Source organism: Streptomyces aureus, from assembly GCF_001418135.1.
GTDB classification, from domain to species: domain Bacteria; phylum Actinomycetota; class Actinomycetes; order Streptomycetales; family Streptomycetaceae; genus Streptomyces; species Streptomyces aureus_A.
In genome coordinates this window covers 1-2,450 of sequence record NZ_LIPQ01000447.1, presented here as the reverse complement: position 1 = coordinate 2,450, position 2,450 = coordinate 1, and the positions used below count along the sequence as shown (strand labels likewise).

Here is a 2,450-nt window from a genome sequence, read left to right as displayed (position 1 = left end):
TGGGCGTTGCGCAGCCGGCCGCATCCCCGGCATGCGCGGCGTCTTCGCCGGCCGGCTGCGCAACGCCCACCAGGTCGAGTCGCTCGTCGCCAACCTGATCTCGGTCAACCGCCGCTACAAGGCCCACGCCGGGCTGCGCGTCACCGACATCTGAGCCGCCTCCGGGCAGGAAGCCCGAGCCGGTCCGGGCCGGACGCAGGGCATGGGGGACACTGGACGGGCACAGCAGCCGTACCCGGACAGGAGCCGACCCCCATGCCCCGCCTCGCCCTCTTCGCCCTCGTGGTCTGCGCCCTGGCCGTCACCGCGGCCGTCGTCTCCTTCGTCGAGGGCAGCTTCCTCGGCGTCGTCTGGGTCCTGATCGCCGGCCTGTCCTCCAACATGGCCTGGTACTACATCCGCCGCGCGAAGGTCGAGAAGGCCGCGAGCGCCGAGGCCTAGACCGGCCTCGGAGGCCGGTCACGCCCCGGCGCGTCACCGGCCCCGGCCTCAGACCTGGCAGAACTCCGGCGTCTCCTGCCAGAACCGGAACAGCTGCGAACCGCAGTAGCGGGACAGCTCCGGCACCCCGAGCGAGCGCATCAGCGCGTCGATCGCGTCGAAGAAGCCGTCGTTGACCGCCGGCACGAACAGCAGCGCGATCACGATGAAGAAGCCGTACGGCGCGTACGGCTCGATCTGCCGCTTCACCTTGTACGACAGCCAGGGCTCGACGATCCCGTACCCGTCGAGGCCCGGCACCGGCAGCAGGTTCAGGAGCGCCGCGGTCACCTGGAGGAACGCCAGGAAGGCCAGCGCGAACTGGAACACGAGCGGGACGCCGTCGAGGGCGTCCAGCCAGAACGGGGCCGTGCAGACGAGCGCGAACAGCACGTTCGCGAGCGGGCCCGCCGCCGAGATCAGGCTGTGCTTCCAGCGGCCCTTGATCCGGCCCTGCTCGATGAAGACCGCGCCGCCCGGCAGACCGATCCCTCCCATGATCACGAACAGGACGGGCAGGATGATGCTGAGGACGGCGTGGGTGTACGCCAGCGGGTTCAGGGTCAGATAACCCTTCGCACCGACCGTGATGTCACCGCCGTGCAGTGCCGTCCGGGCGTGCGCGTACTCGTGGAGGCAGAGCGACACCACCCACGCCGAGGTCACGAAGAGGAAGACCGCCAGACCGGGCAGGGCGGCGAAGTCCGTCCACACCGCCCAGCCCGTGACGGCCATGACGGCGAGGATCGCCAGGAAGACGGGGCTGATCCGTCGCTCGTGGCTCCGGGTGGTGGCCGTGGTCATCGCGGGAGCTCCCAGGGGACTGAGGTGGCGCCGTTCGGTGCCTGATGTGCGGGAAACGTATCGGGTGACGGGGCGAGTTCCGGAGTCGGGGACCCTCTCACGGAGAATGGGCCCCGTGCACTACTCCGTCCTCGGCCCGACCCTCGCCCGCACGCCCGACGGCACCGACGTGGCCGTCGGCGGCCCGCGGGTCCGCGCACTGCTCACCGTCCTCGCCCTGCGGGCCGGCCGGACCGTGCCCGTACCGGACCTCGTCGACGAGGTGTGGCACGGCGACGAGCCGCCCGCCGACGCCGTCGCCGCGCTCCAGGCTCTCGTCGGACGGCTCCGCAAGGCGCTCGGCCGGGACCGGATCGTCTCCGCCGAGGGCGGCTACCGGCTCGACGCCCGGCCCGAGGACGTGGACGCCCGCCGCTTCGAGCACCTGGCCGCCGAGGGCGTGGCCTCGCTCGGCGCCGGGGACCCGGCCCGGGCCGCCGCACTCCTCGACGAGGCCCTCGGGCTCTGGCGCGGGCCCGCCCTCGCCGACCTGCCCGACCGGGACGCGGAGGCCCCCCGCTGGGAGGCCCGCCGCCTCGACGTCCGCCGGGCCAGGCTCGACGCCGCCCTCGGGCTCGGCGAGGCGCCCGCGGCCCTCCCCGAGCTGACCGCCCTCTGCGCCGCCCACCCCCTGGACGAGACCCTCCAGGCGCTGCGCATCCGGGCCCTGCGCGACACCGGCCGCGCGGCCGAGGCCCTCGCCGCGTACGAGTCGGTCCGGCGCGCCCTCGCCAACCGGCTCGGCACGGACCCGTCGCTGGCCCTGCGCGCCCTCCACGCGGAGCTGCTCACGGGACCGCGGACGCCCGAGCCCGCGCCCGCACCGAAGCCCCGGAAGGACCGGGCCGCGGCGAAGCGGGAGGAGGCCTCCGTCCGGGGCAATCTGCGCGCGCGGCTCACCAGCTTCGTCGGCCGCGACGAGGAGATCGCCGCCCTCCGGGACGACCTGCGCACGGCCCGGCTCGTCACCCTGCTGGGGCCCGGGGGCGCCGGGAAGACCCGGCTCTCCCAGGAGGCGGCCGAACGCGGGGCCGCCGACGGGGCCTGGCCGGACGGCGTCTGGGTCGCCGAACTCGCGGCCGTCACCGACCCGGAGGCGGTCGTGGAGGCGGTCCTCGCGGCCGTCG

The 2,450-nt window shown here is 74.6% G+C and carries 3 protein-coding genes and 1 pseudogene; 3 read left to right on the top strand and 1 reads right to left on the bottom strand.

Annotation, left to right across the window (positions count from 1 at the left end; all coding sequences use genetic code 11):
• Both AOK00_RS37710 and AOK00_RS30305 read left to right on the top strand, forming a co-directional pair.
• Window positions 1–154 (top strand): annotated as a pseudogene (locus tag AOK00_RS37710) (NADPH-dependent F420 reductase); the annotation flags it as partial.
• Between the two features lie 101 nt (window positions 155–255).
• A complete protein-coding gene (locus AOK00_RS30305) occupies window positions 256–441 on the top strand; it encodes a hypothetical protein (RefSeq protein WP_055603416.1) in 186 nt (61 codons plus the stop codon).
• Window positions 442–489: 48 nt separating this feature from the next.
• On the opposite strand, the gene AOK00_RS30300 is transcribed toward AOK00_RS30305, so the two are convergent.
• Window positions 490–1,284 (bottom strand): site-2 protease family protein, encoded by a 795-nt coding sequence (locus AOK00_RS30300; RefSeq protein WP_055603415.1) that lies wholly within the window; start codon window positions 1,282–1,284, stop codon window positions 490–492.
• Between the two features lie 106 nt (window positions 1,285–1,390).
• On the opposite strand from AOK00_RS30300, the gene AOK00_RS30295 reads away from it, so the two are divergent.
• A partial coding sequence (locus AOK00_RS30295) for a BTAD domain-containing putative transcriptional regulator (RefSeq protein WP_173861675.1) occupies window positions 1,391–2,450 on the top strand: 1,060 nt, incomplete at its 3' end.

Coding starts and splice junctions, on each gene's coding strand:
- AOK00_RS30300 (WP_055603415.1), bottom strand. CDS start 1,284: ATGACCACGGCCACCACCCGGAGCCACGAGCGACGGATCAGCCCCGTC.
- AOK00_RS30305 (WP_055603416.1), top strand. CDS start 256: ATGCCCCGCCTCGCCCTCTTCGCCCTCGTGGTCTGCGCCCTGGCCGTC.